The 18339-nt window shown below is 68.9% G+C and carries 13 protein-coding genes and 1 tRNA gene; 10 read left to right on the top strand and 4 right to left on the bottom strand.

Translation table 11 applies throughout. The annotated features are described in order from the left end of the window. Positions 1-57: 57 nt before the first annotated feature. Positions 58-192 carry an SPW_0924 family protein gene (locus VXC91_RS00780; protein WP_329504308.1) on the bottom strand — a complete coding sequence of 45 codons (135 nt, stop codon included), beginning with the start codon at positions 190-192 and terminating at the stop codon, positions 58-60. Positions 193-335: 143 nt separating this feature from the next. Next, a complete protein-coding gene (locus VXC91_RS00775) occupies positions 336-2030 on the bottom strand; it encodes a lytic transglycosylase domain-containing protein (RefSeq protein WP_329504306.1) in 1695 nt (564 codons plus the stop codon). A 272-nt stretch (positions 2031-2302) separates the two neighbouring features. Here VXC91_RS00775 and VXC91_RS00770 point away from each other — a divergent pair, with 272 nt between their 5' ends. Further along, a complete protein-coding gene (locus VXC91_RS00770; RefSeq protein WP_329504304.1) occupies positions 2303-3160 on the top strand; it encodes a DUF4184 family protein in 858 nt (285 codons plus the stop codon). A 672-nt stretch (positions 3161-3832) separates the two neighbouring features. Here the strand turns inward: VXC91_RS00770 and polA are convergent. Beyond that, complete coding sequence (gene polA, locus VXC91_RS00765) at positions 3833-6559, bottom strand: DNA polymerase I (RefSeq protein WP_329504303.1); 2727 nt, start codon at positions 6557-6559, stop codon at positions 3833-3835. Between the two features lie 390 nt (positions 6560-6949). Here polA and VXC91_RS00760 point away from each other — a divergent pair, with 390 nt between their 5' ends. The 7 genes from VXC91_RS00760 (at position 6950) to VXC91_RS00730 (ending at position 16510) form a co-directional block, all read left to right on the top strand. Next, positions 6950-9229: an FdhF/YdeP family oxidoreductase gene (locus VXC91_RS00760; RefSeq protein WP_329504302.1), complete on the top strand. Its 2280-nt coding sequence runs from the start codon at positions 6950-6952 to the stop codon at positions 9227-9229. Between the two features lie 54 nt (positions 9230-9283). Further along, positions 9284-9772: a PaaI family thioesterase gene (locus VXC91_RS00755; protein WP_329504301.1), complete on the top strand. Its 489-nt coding sequence runs from the start codon at positions 9284-9286 to the stop codon at positions 9770-9772. A 1052-nt stretch (positions 9773-10824) separates the two neighbouring features. Further along, positions 10825-12048, top strand: coding sequence for a branched-chain amino acid ABC transporter substrate-binding protein (locus VXC91_RS00750; protein WP_329504331.1), 1224 nt, complete (start codon positions 10825-10827; stop codon positions 12046-12048). 145 nt (positions 12049-12193) lie between these two features. After that, positions 12194-13120 carry a branched-chain amino acid ABC transporter permease gene (locus VXC91_RS00745; RefSeq protein ID WP_329504300.1) on the top strand — a complete coding sequence of 309 codons (927 nt, stop codon included), beginning with the start codon at positions 12194-12196 and terminating at the stop codon, positions 13118-13120. A gap of 5 nt (positions 13121-13125) precedes the next feature. Further along, on the top strand, positions 13126-14922 hold the full coding sequence (locus VXC91_RS00740) for a branched-chain amino acid ABC transporter permease (RefSeq protein ID WP_329504299.1): 1797 nt from the start codon (positions 13126-13128) through the stop codon (positions 14920-14922). Between the two features lie 5 nt (positions 14923-14927). After that, positions 14928-15797, top strand: a complete 870-nt coding sequence (locus tag VXC91_RS00735; RefSeq protein WP_329504298.1) for an ABC transporter ATP-binding protein — start codon at positions 14928-14930, stop codon at positions 15795-15797. Beyond that, entirely contained in the window at positions 15794-16510 is a 717-nt protein-coding gene (locus tag VXC91_RS00730) for an ABC transporter ATP-binding protein (protein ID WP_329504297.1), read from the top strand. Before VXC91_RS00735 ends, VXC91_RS00730 begins: the two co-directional genes overlap by 4 nt. Positions 16511-16592: 82 nt before the next feature. Here the strand turns inward: VXC91_RS00730 and VXC91_RS00725 are convergent, their stop codons facing one another. After that, on the bottom strand, positions 16593-17243 hold the full coding sequence (locus tag VXC91_RS00725) for an ANTAR domain-containing response regulator (protein WP_329504296.1): 651 nt from the start codon (positions 17241-17243) through the stop codon (positions 16593-16595). Positions 17244-17347: 104 nt separating this feature from the next. Here VXC91_RS00725 and VXC91_RS00720 point away from each other — a divergent pair. Both VXC91_RS00720 and VXC91_RS00715 read left to right on the top strand, forming a co-directional pair. Continuing rightward, positions 17348-17420 (top strand) — tRNA-Leu (locus tag VXC91_RS00720). A 108-nt stretch (positions 17421-17528) separates the two neighbouring features. Further along, positions 17529-18296: a transcriptional regulator gene (locus VXC91_RS00715; protein ID WP_329504295.1), complete on the top strand. Its 768-nt coding sequence runs from the start codon at positions 17529-17531 to the stop codon at positions 18294-18296. Positions 18297-18339: the final 43 nt, after the last annotated feature.

The following is an 18339-nucleotide window of genomic DNA, read 5'->3' as shown; positions in this document are numbered from 1 at the left end:
CCTGTGCGTGCGGGTCCGGCTGTCGAGTCATCTGCACCCCGGCACGGACCCCGTGCGTCATGGATGGCTGGGGACCGTCGTCAGCAGCGGCTTCGGGGACGTCTTTCCGGTGGGCGAGCCCGAGGCCGTCAGAGTGAACACCAGGGCGAGCGCGGCGGCGAGACCGATCGCCGCCGCGATGAGGGCGCGCATACGGGCCTCCCCGGGACCGTAGCTGATACATCGTCAGGTCCGGCACGGTAGCAACGGGCACGCGAGATGAGAACACGTCGCACGTACGACGGCGGCGCGCCTCCGCGGTGGAGGGGCGCCGCCGTCGTACGCGGGGCCGGAACCTATGCGCTGGGCTCGGCCGGCGGCATGGCCGCCGCGACGTTCAGTTCGACCGTCACAGTGGCCCCGCCCGCGGCGGTGATGCGGAGCAGGAACGGGCCGGTCGTGTCGTCGGCGTAGAGCTTCGGGAGCTTCAGCAGACCGTCCGCGTCGGTCTTCAGGCCTGTGAGGGTGCGCACGGTCTTGCCGTCCGCGTCCTTGAAGTAAGGGCCCTTGTCGTTCTCGGTCGGGTCGTCGGCCGACTTGACGAGGGTCGCGGTTGCCGCCACACCGTCCGCGACGGCCCCCTTGTATGTGGCCTTCACCTCTACCTGGTCCGTGAACTCGCCGCCCGGGGTGCAGGTGAGAGCGGTGTCACTGGTGCGGACAAGGGTGTCGGCCTGGCGTTCGGCGACGGTGGCCGGGAAAGCGATGCCGGTGACCGTGCGGCCCACGACAAGGGCGCGGACCTGGAAGTCGCCCGTCTTCTCGCCCGCCAGGAGCGCGGGTGCGGTGGCGTTGCCCGCGCTGTCGGTGACGACGGTCGCCACGCTCTCGCCGCCCGTGAAGGTGGCGTCCGTGTCGCCGCTGATCGTGAAGCGCACCCGGACCTTCGCCACGGCCTTGCCCGTCTTGGTCAGCGCCTTCACCACGATCCTCTGGCCGAACGTGTCGCCGGCCATGGCGGAGAGCGTGCCGGTGCCACCGTTCGCAAGATGGTCCACCGTGTCGGTGGGCGTGGGTGTGGGCGACGTCGTCGGGGGCTTCGGCGTGCCCGGCAGGGACGGGCTCGGGCCGGCGGAGCCGCCCTTGCCCGGCTTGGGGGTGGCGGGTGCGCTCGTCCTCGGCTTCGGACGCGTGCCGGGCTTCTCGCCGCTGCGGTGCGTGGGCAGCTTGCCGGTGCCGTCCGGGATGGAGTGGGTGTGCTTGAGGTAGTACTCGTACCAGGACAGAACGGTGTTGAGATAGTCCTGCGAGTTGTTGTAGCCGAGTATCGCCGCGTTCCTGTCGGACTTGACCGAAAGATCACGGTCGGCGCGGCAGAGGTAGTGCCCGGCGGCGAGGGCGGCATCGTAGACGTTGTTGGGGTCCTCGACACCGTCGCCGTTGCCGTCGCGGCCCGCCCAGGCCCATGTCGAGGGGATGAACTGCATGGGGCCGACCGCGCGGTCGTAGGCGCCGTCGCCGTCGTAGGCACCGTTGTCCGTGTCCTTGATGTGCGCGAAGCCGTTGCCGTCGAGAACCGGACCGAGGATCTTCGAGTACGTCGTGCCTTCCGCGTCGACCCGGCCGCCGCGAGCCTGGCCGGATTCCACCTTGCCGATCGCGGCGAGGAGTTGCCAGGGCAGGTTGCAGCCCGGCTTCGACTGCCGGAGTTCGGCCGCGGCCTTCTTGTAGGCGTCGAGGACGGTGGCGGGTATGCCGGCCTCCGAGTCCCCGGTGATACCGGTGATGGTGCCGGCGCTCGGGCTGGGCGACGTAGTGGGGCTGTTGAGCGGCGGGAGGTCGGTGTAGTAGCCGCCGTTGCCGGTGGCCGAGTCGTCAGCGCTTCCGCCGTCGATGCCGTCGGGGGCGGCCTGGGCACCGGTGGGCTGCCTGCCCTGGTCCTCGGTGGTCACTCCAGGAGCCTGGGACGCGGCCAGAGCCGCGACCGCGGCCGCGGCCACAGCGGTGGTTGCCGCCCCCTTGCGCAGCCTCCGGCCGAAATGCGCCGCCATTGAGTGAACCCCTCCCGTCGACGACCCCATGGACGTTCGATTGTGTTGCGTGCATTCGACCACACGTCCTGCGCGGCGACCATGTGACCCTACGACAACTTGTGTCGCCCGGACACCGGTTGCTGCCCGGTTTTCACCCGTTGGTCACCTCTGGTTCGACGGGGTGTACGAGCCGGGCGGATCGCCTCATCCGTTTCATGCGTCCCTCATACTGAACGTCTGTGATCGCCGGGTGGTTGTACCCGGCCGAAGACCGCCCCGGGGGAACCGACGTGCCGTTCACTCTCAGTCATGCCGCGGCGGTGCTGCCCGCCGTGCGCGAGGACGGCTCCGGCCGAGGACAGCTGGTGCCCACGGTCCTCGTCGCGGGGACGTTCGCGCCCGACATGACCTATTACGCGGCGAGTGCGGTGTCCGGGGCGATGGAGTTCGGTGAGTTCACACACTCCTTTGCCGGGGTGTTCACGATCGATGTACTCATCGCCTGGGCGCTGGTGGGGACGTGGCTGGTGCTGCGGGAGCCGCTGGTGGCGCTGCTGCCGCGGGCCTGGCAGGGGCGGGTGGCGGCACTCGTGCGCTGTGGCACGCCGCGAGGGAGGATCTCGTTGCCTCTGGCCTTGTGGTGGTACGTCTCCGCGGCGCTGGGTGCGTCGACGCACGTCGTGTGGGACGCGTTCACGCATCTCGACCGGTGGGGGATGCGGTTGTTCCCCGTGCTGGGGCAGCAGATCGCGGGTTCCCCGCTGTACTGGTACCTGCAGTACGGGAGTTCGGCGGTCGCGGCGGTGGTGATCGCGGTGTTCGTGGCGGTCGCGCTGCGGCGGGTGGCGGCCGGTCCGTCCGCGCTGTCGCGGGTGCCGCTGCTGTCGTTGGCCGAACGGTGGGTTGCCGGTGCGGTGATCGGCGGGTGTGCGGCGGCGGGGGCCGCACAGCGGGCATCACGCTGGTGGGCCCACTGGGGTGCGACCGCAAAGCCGTGGGAGCTGATCCCGGCGATCTGCTTCGGCGCGGGCGCGGGTCTCGTCGTCGGGTCGGCGCTCTACGCGGTGGGGATCAGGGCGCGTCGTCGTCCGGCCCCTGCCGAGCCGGCAGCGGCTCGTACGGAGCCGGCCCGTCCGGTGTCCAGCTGAGCGACTTCGCGGGGCCGGCCGGGACACGGGGACAGCGAGAGGCGGCAAGTCCGCGCAGCAGTTCCCGGGCCGCGGTGAGAACGGCGCGCAGCCGTGAGCTGGCCGTGTCCTGCGCGGGTGGCCCGTGCCGCCGACCGGCGTGGGAACACGCAGGGCCTGGACCACGTGGCGATCCCTTGAGTGCCCTGAGGCGGGAGGCGATCGTGGACCGGATGGTCCGGATGCCTCCCTGCACCCTGGCGGTGAGTGCGGCGGCACGGTCGGCGAGCGCGAGTCCGGGCAGACGTGCGGTGCTCGCGCCGGCCGCGTGGGCGGGGGACGGTGGCAGGAGAGCGGCGCATACGAAGGCCCCTCGCATCCCCGTGCGGCGGGGAAGCGGACGTAGACCCATGGGGCATCCTTACGCCGGCCTGGACGCGGGCGCCCTTTCGGGGAGGCCAGGCGAGTGACAGGTGGGTTCCCCGGCCCGGGCGGGAGGCGCTCCGCGGTGCACACACCGGCCATCGAGCTGCGCGAGGGCGGCCACCACCGGGTCACCGCCGGGATCTTCCTCCGCCGCGGCGGACCGGGAGCGCCCGGCCACTGGACTCCACGCGGCCCCGGCCGACCGTTCCATGCCGGCCGGGGCCGCCGGTTCCTGTCCCCCTTCGCTCGCCGGGGACCGGCCGGTGGCTAGTGCGCCGCCGACTCCCAGTCCCCGCCGGCTCCCACCGACACATCCAGTGGCGCCCTCAGATGCACCGCGCCCGCCATCTCGCGGCGGACCAGTTCCTCCGTCTTCACCCGCTCCCCCGGGGCGATCTCCAGGACGATTTCGTCGTGGACCTGGAGAAGCATGCGGGACTTGAGGCCGGCCTCCCGCAGCGCGCGGTCCACGTTCAGCATCGCGATCTTGACGATGTCTGCGGCCGTGCCCTGGATCGGGGCGTTCAGAGCCATCCGCTCCGCCGTCTCCCGGCGCTGACGGTTGTCGCTGTTCAGGTCGGGCAGGTAGCGGCGGCGCCCGAAGAGTGTCTCCGTGTAACCGGTGGCCCTCGCCTCGTCGACCACGCGGCGCAGATAGTCCCGTACTCCGCCGAACCGCTCGAAGTACGTGTCCATCAGGACACGGGCCTCCGCCGCCTCGATGTTCAGCTGCTGGGACAGGCCGAACGCCGACAGGCCGTACGCCAGCCCGTACGACATCGCCTTGATCTTGCGCCGCATCTCCGCGTCCACCGCGTCGCGGCCCACCCCGAACACCTGGGAGGCGACCGTGGTGTGGAGGTCCTCGCCGGACGTGAACGCCTGGATCAGGCCCTCGTCCTCCGACAGATGCGCCATCACACGCAGCTCGATCTGGCTGTAGTCCGCCGTCATCAGTGACTCGAGGCCCTCGCCGACCACGAAGCCGCGGCGGATCGCCCTGCCCTCGTCGGTGCGCACGGGGATGTTCTGCAGGTTCGGGTCCGTCGACGACAGGCGGCCGGTCGCCGCGACCGTCTGGTTGAACGTGGTGTGGATACGGCCGTCCGTCGCGATCGTCTTGATCAGGCCCTCGACCGTCACCCGCAGCTTGGCCTGCTCCCGGTGACGCAGCATGATCACCGGCAGTTCGTTGTCCGTCTGGGTGGCGAGCCACGCCAGCGCGTCCGCGTCCGTCGTGTAGCCCGTCTTCGTCTTCTTGGTCCTGGGCAGGGCCAGTTCGCCGAAGAGGACCTCCTGGAGCTGCTTGGGCGAGCCCAGGTTGAACTCGTGCCCGGCCGCCGCGTGTGCCTCCTTCACCGCCTGCTGGACGGCGCCGGCGAACATCTGCTCCATGGCCTCCAGATGCGTGCGGTCCGCGGCGATGCCGTGCCGCTCCATACGCGCCAGCAGCGCGGAGACGGGCAGCTCCATGTCGCGCAGCAGGTCCGCGGCGCCGACCTCGCGCAGCTTGTCCTCGAAGGCCTGCCCGAGGTCGAGGACCGCGCGGGCCTGGATCATCAGCGCCTCGGCCTCGGCGCCCTCGTCCGTGCCGAAGGCGAGCTGCCCGTCGGCGGTCGCCGCCGGCGCCAGCTCGCGGCCCAGGTACTCAAGCGACAGCGCGTCCAGCGCGAAGGAGCGCCGGCCCGGCTTGACGAGGTACGCGGCGAGCGCCGTGTCCATCGTCACGCCCTCGAGGGACCACCCGTGCTCGGGGAAGACGCGCATCGCGCCCTTGGCGTTGTGCAGCACCTTGGGCTTCGCCGGGTCGGCGAGCCAGGCCGCGAACGCCTTCTCGTCCTCCTCGTCCAGCTGAGCCGGGTCGAACCAGGCCGCCGCGCCGTCGGCCGCGGCCAGCGCGATCTCGGCGACCGAGCCGGTGCCGAGGGCCCACGAGTCGACCGTGGTCACACCGAGTGCCTGCCCGGCGTGCCCGGCGAGCCACGGTTTCAGCTCGCCCACGCCCAGGACCGAGCCGTCCAGTTCGACGCCGCCCGCCTCGACGGGCGGCGTCTCGGCCTCCTCGGCCCCGGGGTCGACGGCGAAGAGCCGCTCGCGCAGCGAGGGGTTCCTGATCTCCAGGGTGTCAAGGACCATCGCGACGGCCTTGCGGTCGTACGGGGCGCGCTCCAGGTCGGTGACCGTCTTCTGCAGCTCCACGCCCCGCTCCAGCTCGGTGAGCCGGCGGTTGAGCTTCACCGACTCCAAGTGGTCGCGCAGGTTCTGCCCGGCCTTGCCCTTGACCTCCTCGACGCGCTCGACCAGCTCAGCGAACGAACCGAACTGGTTGATCCACTTCGCGGCCGTCTTCTCTCCGACGCCCGGGATGCCCGGCAGATTGTCCGACGGGTCGCCGCGCAGCGCCGCGAAGTCCGGGTACTGCGCCGGCGTCAGCCCGTACTTCTCCAAGACCTTCTCAGGAGTGAACCGGGTCAGCTCCGAGACACCCTTCGTCGGGTACAGCACCGTGATGTTGTCGGTGACCAGCTGGAAGGAGTCGCGGTCGCCGGTGACGATCAGTACCTCGAAGCCCTGGGCCTCGGCCTGGGTGGCGAGCGTGGCGATCACGTCGTCCGCCTCGTACCCCTCGACCGCGAAGCGCGGGGCGTGCATCGTGTCCAGCAGCTCGCCGATCAGCTCGACCTGGCCCTTGAACTCGTCCGGGGTCTTCGAGCGGTTCGCCTTGTACTCCGTGAACTCCTCGGAGCGCCAGGTCTTGCGGGAGACGTCGAACGCCACCGCGAAGTGCGTGGGCGCCTCGTCGCGCAGTGTGTTCGCCAGCATCGACGCGAAGCCGTAGATCGCGTTCGTCGGCTGGCCCGTCGCGGTCGTGAAGTTCTCCGCGGGCAGCGCGAAGAACGCGCGGTAGGCCAGTGAGTGCCCGTCCATGAGCATCAGCCGCGGGCGGCCGCCGCCGGAGGTCTTCTCGGTCTTCTTCGATGCTGTCTCTGCCACGCCCCCGATCCTGCCACGCCCCACTGACACTCGGACCCGCCCGCGGGTTCCTCCGGTGGACGAGCGGGGCATCCCCCGGTGCCGGGGCGCTCCGTCGTGGTGGCGGGATCATCGCTCCGTGATGGGTTCCGCTCGTCCACGCACGACCGCGCGTGATCACGTGCCGCCTCCGTCGCACGACGTCACGGAGCGGCACGACGTCGCCCGGAGGCACGGTGCGCCACGGAGTCACAGAGCCGCGCAGAGTCACGGAGCACCGCGGAACCGCGCCCCGCGGCCGCGGGCGAGCACGGGCGCCGTCCCCCGTACGGTCGGGCTGCCGTGGCCGTCATCGCAGCGTGCGAGGATCGCAGATGTACCTCACACGTGTACGCGAAGGGGAGGGCCGAGATGGCCAGCAAGCCGCCCAAGGGTGACCCGGTCCAGGACGCGCCGCAGGTCGCCGAGCCGAAGCACGCCGCGGCGGGGCTGCCCGCGATCGGACACACCCTGCGGGTGGCCCAGCAGCAGATGGGTGTGCGCCGCACCGCGCTGACCCTGCTGCGGGTCAATCAGAAGGACGGCTTCGACTGCCCCGGCTGCGCCTGGCCCGAGCCCGGCCATCGGCACACCGCGGAGTTCTGTGAGAACGGCGCGAAAGCGGTCGCCGAGGAGGCCACCCTGCGCCGGGTCACCCCGGAGTTCTTCGCCGCGCACTCGGTCGCCGACCTCGCCTCCCGCAGCGGCTACTGGCTGGGGCAGCAGGGACGCCTGACCCATCCCATGTACCTGCCCGAAGGGGCGGACCACTACGAGCCGGTCTCCTGGGAGCGCGCCTTCGACGTCATCGCCGAGGAGATCGCCGCGCTCGGGTCCCCCGACGAGGCCGTCTTCTACACCTCCGGCCGCACCAGCAACGAGGCCGCGTTCCTGTACCAGCTCTTCGCCCGCGAGCTGGGCACCAACAACCTGCCCGACTGCTCGAACATGTGCCACGAGTCGTCCGGCTCCGCGCTCTCCGAGACGATCGGCATCGGCAAGGGCAGCGTTCTGCTCGAGGACCTCTACAAGGCGGACCTGATCATCGTCGCCGGGCAGAACCCCGGCACCAACCACCCGCGGATGCTCTCGGCCCTGGAGAAGGCGAAGGCGGGCGGTGCGAGGATCATCAGCGTCAACCCGCTGCCCGAGGCGGGCCTGGAGCGCTTCAAGAATCCGCAGACCCCTCAGGGCATGGTCAGGGGTGCCGCGCTGACCGACCTGTTCCTGCAGATCCGCATCGGCGGCGACCAGGCTCTCTTCCGTCTGCTCAACAAGCTGATCCTGCAGACGGACGGCGCGGTCGACGAGGAGTTCGTCCGCGAACACACGTACGGCTTCGAGGAGTTCGCCGAGGTCGCCCGCGCCGCCGACTGGCACGACACGCTCACGGCGACCGGTCTCACCCGCGAGGAGATCGAGAAGGCCCTCGGGATGGTCCTCGCCTCGAAGCGCACCATCGTCTGCTGGGCCATGGGCCTCACCCAGCACAAGCACTCGGTCCCCACCATCCGAGAGATCGTCAACTTCCTGCTGCTGCGCGGCAACATCGGACGCCCGGGCGCGGGCGTGTGCCCGGTGCGCGGTCACTCGAACGTGCAAGGGGACCGCACCATGGGCATCTTCGAGCGCCCGGCACCCGCCTTCCTGGACGCCCTGGAGAAGGAGTTCGGCTTCGCGCCGCCGCGCGAGCACGGCTACGACGTCGTCCGGGCCATCCGCGCCCTGCGCGACGGCGAGGCGAAGGTCTTCTTCGCCATGGGCGGCAACTTCGTGTCCGCCTCCCCCGACACCGGTGTGACCGAGGCAGCCATGCGCCGCGCCCGGCTCACGGTGCATGTGTCGACCAAGCTGAACCGCTCGCACACCGTCACCGGCGCGCGCGCCCTGATCCTGCCCACCCTCGGCCGCACCGAGCGCGATCTGCAGGGCAGCGGCGAGCAGTTCGTGACCGTCGAGGACTCCATGGGCATGGTGCACGCCTCACGGGGCCGCCTGGAGCCCGCGAGCACCCACCTGCTGTCCGAGCCTGCCATCGTGTGCCGCCTGGCCCGCCGTGTGCTGGGTGCCGACAGCACGGTCCCGTGGGAGCAGTTCGAGAAGGACTACGCGACCGTCCGCGACCGCATCGCACGCGTGATCCCCGGCTTCGAGGACTTCAACGCGCGCGTGGCCCACCCGGGCGGTTTCGCGCTCCCCCACGCACCCCGCGACGAGCGCCGCTTCCCCACCGTCACCGGCAAGGCCAACTTCACGGCCGCCCCCGTGGAGTTCCCCGAACTGCCCGAGGGCCGGCTCCTGCTGCAGACCCTGCGCTCGCACGACCAGTACAACACCACCGTCTACGGCCTCGACGACCGCTACCGCGGTATCAGGAACGGCCGCCGTGTGGTCCTCGTCCACCCCGAGGACGCCCACGCGCTGGGCGTGGCGGACGGCTCGTACGTCGATCTGGTCGGCGAGTGGAAGGACGGCGTCGAACGGCGCGCCCCCGGCTTCCGAGTGGTGCACTACCCCACCGCCCGGGGCTGTGCCGCCGCCTACTACCCGGAGACCAATGTCCTGGTCCCCCTGGACGCCACCGCAGACACGAGCAACACCCCCGCGAGCAAGTCCGTCGTGGTCCGCCTGGAACAATCGGCGACCGACTGAGCGTTTGCTCAGTCACAGCCGAGTGACCGATCCCGACGAACGGAGCCGTGCCCCATGGGTGAGCAGCACAGCGTGAAGTTCCCGCAAGAAATCATCGACGAGTACGCCGCACTCGGCGTGGACCTGCCCGCCCTCTTCTCCGCAGGACACCTCGGCACCCGCATGGGTGTCCAGATCGTCGAGGCCTCCCCGGAGCGGGTGGTCGGCACCATGCCGGTGGAGGGCAACACCCAGCCGTACGGGCTGCTGCACGGCGGGGCCTCCGCCGTCCTCGCCGAGACCCTCGGCTCGGTCGGTTCCATGCTGCACGGCGGCAGCTCCAAGATCGCCGTCGGTGTCGACCTGAACTGCACCCACCACCGCGGGGTGCGCTCCGGACTGGTCACCGGTGTGGCCACCCCCGTCCACCGGGGGCGCTCGACCGCGACGTACGAGATCGTGATCAGCGACGAGGAGGACAGGCGCGTGTGCACCGCCCGGCTGACCTGCCTGCTGCGTGATGTGATGCCGGGCGACGGGGACCACGTCCGCGCCGCTGGCTGACCCCCCGGGGGGTGCCCGAAGCCAACGGCACCCCCTCAGCCGTCAGCGCCTCCCGGCACGTACGCGCGGCCGCTCAACTCCCTGCGAACACAGGGCGCATCACCACACCTTCCCGGCCGGACCCCGGCGCCCCTACCGTGGCCCCATGAGGCCCCGGCGATGAGCGGCATCGGACCGGTCGAACCCGTCGAGCCGACGGAACCGGAGCCCGGTCACGACGTCGTCGGCAGGGACACCCCCCGCCTGTCCGACCGATGGACCCGGCTGCCGGCAGGCACTCGCAGAGCCGCCCTGGGCGCCGCCGCGGCCCTCGCCGTCACGGGCACCCTCCTGCTCCTGCCGGCACCACCCTCCACCGCACCCCCCGAGCCGGTCCTGCCGCCCTGGCCCGTGAACGTAACCGAGTTCATCTATGCGGGAGTCGGCCACCGGGCCACCACCGCCTCTCCCGTCGGAACCTTCCGGTTCGACATCTTTGTCCGCAATGGCCCGCCCGTGACCGTCTACGGCATCAGAGCAGGATTCACCGGACTCGACGCCCGGACCAAACCCAACGCGTCTGTTTCCGTGCGCGCCGGGACAACGCGTCGCATCACACTCGAGATATCCGTATCCGACTGCTCCGGACTGCCACTGAATCCCGATCTTCCCTATCTAGATGTAACGCTGCGTAACACGCGCGCAATACAGGAGCACAGTTTCATCTTTGACGGCGCCTACTCCCGCGATCTTTCCGCGCTCCTTCACACTGCCTGCGACACCTCCCGCCGAGGGGCTCGCGCAACACCAAGAGGAAGTGCGCGTTCTCAACATGTGGACTACACGGAAATTCTGCCAAACCGGCCTAGAGCCACCGTGCCCGATACGCATCAACCGGCACGTCATAACAAGAAAGTCACAGACCAGTCCGCGACGATGCCCTATCGCCAGACCGGGCTTAGAGTCACGGCCAGTCACCGCTCCACCGGGAGTTCGGTACCAGCGTGGCACTTGGGCCGCCCGTAAGACGGCGACCACGCCCGCGGAAAGGACTGATTGTGCGACAGCGTTCTTTGGTGATCCTCACCTCCGTGCTCACCACCGGAGCTCTGACCCTCACCGCGTGCGGCTCCCGCGACAACAGCAGCAAGAGCGGCGACAGCGGCTCCGCCACGACCCTCACCATCGGTGTGGACGCTCCGCTCTCCGGCGAGAACTCGACCACGGGTCTCGGCATCCAGTACGGCGTCCAGATCGCCGTCGACGACGCCAACAAGAAGAACACCGTTCCCGGCGTGAAGTTCAAGATCAAGGCCCTGGACGACAAGGCGCTGCCCGCCACCGGCCAGCAGAACGCCACTGCCCTCGTCGGCGACAAGAGCGTCGTCGGCGCCGTCGGCCCGCTCAACTCCGGTGTGGCCCAGTCCATGCAGCAGGTCTTCGCCTCCGCCAACATGGTCGAGATCTCCCCCTCGAACACGAACCCGGCGCTGACCCAGGGCAAGGACTGGCAGACCAACAAGACGCGGCAGTACAAGACGTACTTCCGTACCGCCACCACCGACGCCCTCCAGGGTGGCTTCGCCGCCGACTACGCCTACAACGGCCTCAAGAAGAAGAAGGCCTTCGTCGTCGACGACAAGCAGACCTACGGCGCCGGCCTCGCCAAGATCTTCAACGACTCGTTCAAGCAGCTGGGCGGCGCGGTCGTCGGCACGGACCACGTCAACACCGGTGACAAGGACTTCGCTTCGCTCGTCACCAAGATCAAGAACGCCAAGGCCGACATCGTCTACTACGGCGGTCAGTACGACGAGTCCGAGCTGATCACCAAGCAGCTCAAGGACGCCGGCGTCAAGATCCCGCTGTTCGGCGGCGACGGCATGTACGCCACCACCTACATCGAGACCGCGGGCAAGGCCGCCGAGGGCGACCTGGCCACCGCAGTGGGCGTCCCTGTCGACACCCTGCCCGCCGCCAAGACCTTCGTCGAGACCTACAAGGCCAAGGGCTACAAGGGCGACTACGGCGCCTACGGCGCCTACGCCTACGACGCCGCCAACGCCATCATCAACGCGGTCAAGGCAGCCAAGGACGCCAACGGCGGCAAGCTGCCCTCCGGTGACGACCTGCGCGCCAAGGTCGTCGACGGCGTCCAGAAGAGCGACTTCGAAGGCATCTCCGGTCACGTCTCCTTCGACGAGTTCGGCGACACGACCAACAAGCAGCTCACCGTTTACCAGGTCGAGAACGGCGCCTGGAAGGCTGTGAAGACCGGCACGTACAACGCGGGCTGACGCACACCGGCAGCTGAACCTTCACCTCAAGCACTGCACCGACGGGCCGCGCGGAAGGAGAACCCCGACCGCGCGGCCCGTCTTCACACCCTGCCCTGCACACCACCGTGCACAACACGACCACCAGCGACATGGAGGCCATGCGGTGAACACCCTGCCGCAGCAGCTGGCCAACGGGCTGCTTCTAGGCTCGATGTACGGGCTGATCGCCATCGGCTACACGATGGTGTACGGCATCGTCCAGCTCATCAACTTCGCACACGGCGAGATCTTCATGACCGGAGCCTTCGGCGCTCTCACGGTCTCGTTGATCCTCCCCTCCGGCACCCCGATGTGGGCCCTTGTGCCCCTGATGCTGATAGGCGGCGCAATCGTCGCCATCCTCATCGCCGTCGGAGCGGAACGGTTCGCCTACCGACCACTTCGCGGAGGGCCAAGGCTGGCACCGCTCATCACCGCCATCGGCCTCTCCCTGGCGCTCCAGGAAGTCGTCCGCAACTTCTACCCCCAGGCCGACCGCGCCCGCCCCTTCCCCGGCCTCGACGCCACGCACGACTTCGGCTCCGTCACCATCAAGGACGCCGACATCTTCCTGATCATCGCCGCCGCCGTGTGCATGGGCGCCCTCGCCGTGTTCGTCCGCCGCAGCCGCACCGGCCGCGCCATGCAGGCCACCGCGCAGGACCCCGACACCGCGCAGCTGATGGGCATCGACACCAGCCGCATCATCGTCATCGCCTTCGCCATCGGCGGCCTCTTCGCCGCCGTCGCCGCGGTCGCCTACGGCCTCAAGTACGGCAGCATCGACTACCGCATGGGCTTCCTCATGGGCCTCAAGGCCTTCACCGCGGCCGTCCTCGGCGGCATCGGCAACATCTACGGCGCCATGCTCGGCGGCCTCGTCCTCGGCATCGCCGAAACCATGGCCTCCGCCTACATCGACAACGTCCCCGGCATGCAGCAGCTCGGTGGACAGGGCTGGGCCCCCATGTGGGCCTTCGTCCTGCTCATCCTCGTACTCCTCTTCAGGCCACAGGGCCTCCTCGGCGAACGTGTCGCGGACAGGGCGTGATCACCATGACCGACACCAAGACCCCCGAGACGCCGATGGTCACCGAGCGCGGGCTCGTCCCGCTGCCTCCGGCCGCCGCCCGCGCACTCACCCTTCTCGGCGGCGTCGCCACCATCGCCTCCGCCTTCCTCGCCTGGACCTGGACCGTCGACTTCCCCGGCGACCTCACCGTCTACGGCTACCCGGGCGGCCTGCAGTGGCTGACCTTCACCGGCGGCATCCTCGTCGCCCTCTTCGCCCTCGCCGGATACGGCGTCAAGGGCCTCGGCTGGCTCACCCCCGCCCGCAACAACGCACCCACGGTCCTCGCCGCTCTCGGCGCCTTCGGCACCACCTGGTTCACCGTCATCGCGATCGCCGCCAAACTCGGCGGCCTCGTCAACCTCGAACCGGGCGGCTACGTCGCGGCCGTCGCCTCCCTGCTGTCCGTGCTCGGCGCCCTCGCCCTGCCCCAGCCCGTAGCCGGAGAAGCGACCGCCAAGGAAACCCTGCGCGCCTCCATCGCCAAGCCGGACCACATCGCCCCGGCCGGCCACACGGCCCCCTGGGTCCAGCGCGCCATCATCACCGCCATCACGATCATCGGCCTCTTCGCCTTCGCCTACGGCATCGACACCGAATACGGCGAGCTCTTCATCGGCTACCTCATCGTCGTCGTCTTCGCCGTCTGGGCGGCGCACACCGCGGGCCTGCTCGACCGCTTCTCGCGCATCGTGGCGACCAACCGCAGCTTCACCCTCGCGATGGGCTTCGTCGCCGCCATCGCCTTCCCCCTCACCCAGACCGACGACCACTACGCCAACATCGGCGTCAACATCCTCATCTTCGGAACGGTCGCCCTCGGCCTGAACATCGTCGTCGGCCTCGCCGGCCTCCTCGACCTCGGATACGTCGCCTTTCTCGGCGTCGGCGCCTACACCGCCGCCCTCGTCTCGGGCTCCGAGTTCTCCCGCTTCTCCGGCGTCCAGTTCCCCTTCTGGGCCGCCGCCCTGGCCGGCGCCGCCGCCTCCCTCGTCTTCGGTGTCCTCATCGGCGCCCCGACCCTGCGGCTGCGCGGCGACTACCTCGCCATCGTCACCCTCGGCTTCGGAGAGATCTTCCGCATCGCCGTCAACAACATGGACGGCGTCTCCGGCCCCGACATCACCAACGGTCCCAACGGCATCCCGTCCATCCCCGACATCAACCTCTTCGGGTTCAACTTCGGGAACTCGCACGACATCGGCAGCTTCACCATCGGGCGCTTCGCCAACTACTACCTCCTGATGGTCCTCATCATGGCCCTGGTCGTCCTCGTCTTCACGCGCGCCGCCGACTCCCGCATCGGCCGCTCCTGGATCGCCATCCGCGAGGACGAGACCGCCGCGACCGCCATGGGCATCAACGGCTTCCGGGTCAAGCTCATCGCCTTCGCCCTCGGCGCCTCCCTGGCCGGCCTCGCGGGAACCGTCAGCGCACACGTGACGTACAGCGTGGTCCCCAACCCCTACCAGTTCGCCGGATCCACGCCGCCCAACTCGGCCTTCCTCCTCGCCGCGGTCGTACTCGGCGGCATGGGCACTGTCGCAGGACCCCTGCTCGGCGCGGCACTGCTGTACCTGCTCCCGGAAAAGCTCGTATTCCTTCAGGACAAGTCACTCCTCGCCTTCGGCATCGCCCTCGTCCTGCTGATGCGCTTCCGGCCGGAAGGCATCATCGCCAACCGCCGCCGCCAGCTCGAATTCCACGAGACCGGCCAACTCGACGTACCCGAACAAGCGACGCTGACCGACGAGCCGGCCGTCACCAAGGCAGGGGCGTAAGAACCATGACGACACCTGTACTCGAAGCCCGCGACGTCACGATGCGCTTCGGCGGCCTCACCGCCGTACGATCCGTCGACTTCACCGTCAACAGCGGCGAGATCGTCGGCCTCATCGGCCCCAACGGCGCAGGCAAGACCACCTTCTTCAACTGCCTCACGGGCCTGTACATCCCGACCGAGGGCAAGGTCTCCTACAAGGGCACCGTCCTGCCCCCCAAGCCCCATCTGGTGACCAAGGCGGGCATAGCCCGCACATTCCAGAACATCCGGCTCTTCGCCAACATGACCGTCCTGGAGAACGTCCTCGTCGGCCGCCACACGCGGACGAAGGAGGGCCTGTGGTCCGCCCTGCTCCGCGGCCCCGGTTTCAAGAAGGCCGAGAAGGAGTCCGAGGCACGGGCCATGGAACTCCTCGAGTTCGTCGGCCTGGCCGCCAAACGCGACCACCTCGCCCGCAACCTCCCCTACGGCGAACAGCGCAAGCTGGAAATCGCACGAGCACTGGCGAGCGAGCCGGGACTGCTCCTGCTGGACGAGCCCACGGCCGGCATGAACCCGCAGGAGACGCGAGCCACCGAGGAACTGGTGTTCGCGATCCGTGACAAGGGCATCGCCGTTCTCGTCATCGAGCACGACATGCGCTTCATCTTCAACCTCTGCGACCGCGTCGCCGTCCTCGTCCAGGGCGAAAAGCTCGTCGAAGGCACCTCCGAGGTCGTCCAGGCCGACGAGCGCGTCATCGCCGCCTACCTCGGCACCCCCTTCGAAGGTGAACCCGGCGAAGCGGAAGCCGCCGAGGTCGCCGCCGCAGAAGCCGTCGCCGACGCGACCGCAGACAGCACCACCGGCAGCACCAAGGGAGAAGCCCAGTGACCGCACTGCTCGAGGTCGAGGACCTCAGGGTGGCCTACGGCAAGATCGAAGCCGTCAAGGGCATCTCCTTCAGCGTCGACGCCGGTCAGGTCGTCACTCTCATCGGAACCAACGGCGCCGGCAAGACCACGACCCTGCGCACGCTCTCCGGCCTCCTCAAGCCGACCGCCGGCAGGATCACCTTCGGCGGAAAGCCGCTGACGAACGTCCCCGCCCACAAGATCGTCTCCCTCGGACTCGCTCACTCCCCCGAGGGCCGGCACATCTTCCCGCGCCTGACAATCGCGGAGAACCTCCAACTCGGCGCCTTCCTCCGCAAGGACAAGGAAGGCATCGAAAAGGACATCCAGCGGGCCTACGACCTCTTCCCCATCCTCGGGGAGCGCAGGAAGCAGGCGGCAGGCACCCTGTCCGGCGGGGAACAGCAGATGCTCGCGATGGGCCGAGCCCTGATGTCCCAGCCGAAACTGCTCATGCTCGACGAACCCTCCATGGGTCTCTCCCCGATCATGATGCAGAAGATCATGGCGACCATCGCCGAGCTGAAGGCCCAGGGCACGACGATCCTCCTCGTCGAGCAGAACGCCCAGGCGGCACTGTCGCTCGCCGACCACGGCCATGTGATGGAGGTCGGCAACATCGTCCTCTCCGGCACCGGCCAGGACCTCCTGCACGACGAATCCGTGCGGAAGGCGTACCTCGGCGAGGACTGAGCACACGCCGCCGGACACACGAAGAGGCCCGCGCCCCCGGAAGATCCCGGGGGCGCGGGCCTCACTCGTACGGTCTCGGGCCTCAGCCCTTCGAGGTCTTCTTCTCCTCGGCGTCCTGGATGACGGCCTCCGCGACCTGCTGCATCGACATACGGCGATCCATGGAGGTCTTCTGGATCCAGCGGAAGGCGGCGGGCTCGGTCAGCCCGTACTCCGTCTGCAGGATCGACTTCGCCCGGTCGACCAGCTTCCGGGTCTCCAGCCGCTGGGCGAGATCCGCGACCTCCTTCTCCAGCGTCCTGAGCTCGTTGAACCGAGAGACGGCCATCTCGATCGCCGGGACGACATCGCTCTTGCTGAACGGCTTCACCAAGTACGCCATCGCACCCGCGTCCCGGGCGCGCTCGACGAGGTCGCGCTGCGAGAAGGCGGTGAGCATGAGCACCGGGGCGATGCGCTCCTCGGCGATCTTCTCGGCCGCCGAGATACCGTCGAGCTTCGGCATCTTCACATCGAGGATCACCAGGTCGGGCTTGTGCTCACGAGCCAGCTCGACGGCCTGCTCACCGTCCCCGGCCTCACCGACGACGTGGTAGCCCTCCTCCTCGAGCATCTCTTTGAGGTCGAGCCGGATGAGCGCCTCGTCCTCGGCGATGACGACACGGGTCGTCAGCGGAGGCACGTGCGACTTGTCGTCGTCGGCAACGGGCTGGGGCGACTCGGGGGCGGTCACTCGGGCTCCTCGTTCCAGGGCAGAAAGGTACTGCTGCCAGAAGCGTACCCAGCTGCGGTAAGGTGGGGCACGACGGGTGACCGTCAACCTTCGTTTTAGAGGAAGCCCCGGTAGCCCAGCGGGAGAGGCACGGTGCTCAAACCACCGACAGCGTGGGTTCGAATCCCACCCGGGGCACTTTTCCTTTGATTTCAAGGTCACAAGCCGGAAAGCGGATGTTCCCGTTCTCGTGAACATCCGCTTTTTGCCGCGCGTCGTCAACGATCAGACACACACAGTGTGCACATGTACGACATGGGCACACGCAAGCGAGCCCTGGCGCTGGTCGCCCAGGGGCGCAGCCTGAACTCCGTCAGCAGGGAAACAGGCGTTTCCCGGTCGGCGATCCGGAGCTGGCAAACCCGTCTTGAACCTCTCACCCGTACACCTCCCTGTCTCAGATGCGGTGATCCGCCAGGAACTCCGGAAGACCCCGCGGCGTACGCCTACCTTCTCGGCCTGTACCTCGGTGACGGCCACATCATCTCCAAGCCGCGGCAGCACTATCTGACGATCGCGTGTACGGCATCATGGCCCGGCCTGGTCGATGCTGCCGAAGTGGCCATGCGCAAAGTGCTGCCACAGCCAAGCGTCACGCGCCTTCAGCGAGGGGGATGCATAGACGTGAAGTCCTTCAGCAAGCACTGGCCCTGCCTCTTCCCTCAGCATGGTCCCGGCAAGAAGCATGAGCGCCGGATCGCCCTCGAACCCTGGCAGCAGGAAATCGTCGATGCCCACCCCTGGGAGTTCATCCGCGGACTGATCCATTCCGACGGATGTCGCATCACCAACTGGACCACCCGGCTCGTCGGCGGTGAGCGCATGCGCTATGAATATCCGCGGTACTTCTTCACCAACAAATCCGATGACATCCGCAAGCTCTTCACCGACACCCTCGACAAGGTCGACGTCGAGTGGACCACCCTCGCTCGCGGAAGCGACCCGTTCAATATCTCCGTAGCCCGCAAGGCCTCCGTCGCCCTCCTCGAGGCGCACGTCGGCCCGAAGTACTGACGACGTGCAAGAGGGCCCCTCGCAGCAGGGGGCCCCAGTGTTC

The organism is Streptomyces chiangmaiensis (assembly GCF_036281785.1).
GTDB classification, from domain to species: Bacteria; Actinomycetota; Actinomycetes; order Streptomycetales; family Streptomycetaceae; genus Streptomyces; species Streptomyces chiangmaiensis.
The sequence above is the reverse complement of the archived record's forward strand: the minus strand, read 5'-3'. Positions and strand labels throughout refer to the sequence as shown.

Excerpts from the sequence above, each read along its gene's own strand:
- VXC91_RS00780 (WP_329504308.1), bottom strand. The coding sequence starts at position 192 with ATGCGCGCCCTCATCGCGGCGGCGATCGGTCTCGCCGCCGCGCTCGCC.
- VXC91_RS00775 (WP_329504306.1), bottom strand. The coding sequence starts at position 2,030 with ATGGCGGCGCATTTCGGCCGGAGGCTGCGCAAGGGGGCGGCAACCACC.
- VXC91_RS00760 (WP_329504302.1), top strand. The coding sequence starts at position 6,950 with ATGGCCAGCAAGCCGCCCAAGGGTGACCCGGTCCAGGACGCGCCGCAG.
- VXC91_RS00755 (WP_329504301.1), top strand. The coding sequence starts at position 9,284 with ATGGGTGAGCAGCACAGCGTGAAGTTCCCGCAAGAAATCATCGACGAG.
- VXC91_RS00740 (WP_329504299.1), top strand. The coding sequence starts at position 13,126 with ATGACCGACACCAAGACCCCCGAGACGCCGATGGTCACCGAGCGCGGG.
- VXC91_RS00735 (WP_329504298.1), top strand. The coding sequence starts at position 14,928 with ATGACGACACCTGTACTCGAAGCCCGCGACGTCACGATGCGCTTCGGC.
- VXC91_RS00715 (WP_329504295.1), top strand. The coding sequence starts at position 17,529 with ATGTACGACATGGGCACACGCAAGCGAGCCCTGGCGCTGGTCGCCCAG.